This is a genomic window from Alkalibacterium sp. s-m-28, assembly GCF_054658175.1.
On sequence record NZ_BAAGIQ010000428.1, the window covers coordinates 1 to 255 of the forward strand.

The window sequence follows — 255 nt, forward strand, 5'->3', positions numbered from 1 at the left end:
AGCTAAACACCGTCACATCCCATTACTCCCCCAAACAGGCAATATTCTAAAGAAATACTTGAGTCTATACCAATTACAAAATGAAAGACCACTATTTACAAATAGTCGTGGCGAACGTCTAACCAGGAAAGGGATTGGATATATACTGAATAAATATATTAATATCATTAGAGAAGAAACACCAGACAGGATTGAAACAAAAATATCTCCTCATATTTTAAGACACAGTAAAGCTACTCATTTAGTCAATGCAGG

1 protein-coding gene is annotated in these 255 nt (G+C 34.5%); it reads left to right on the forward strand.

Annotated elements, in window-relative coordinates:
- The coding region (locus ACYQ4S_RS12860) for a tyrosine-type recombinase/integrase (protein ID WP_459771579.1) at positions 1-255 on the forward strand (255 nt) is incomplete at both ends.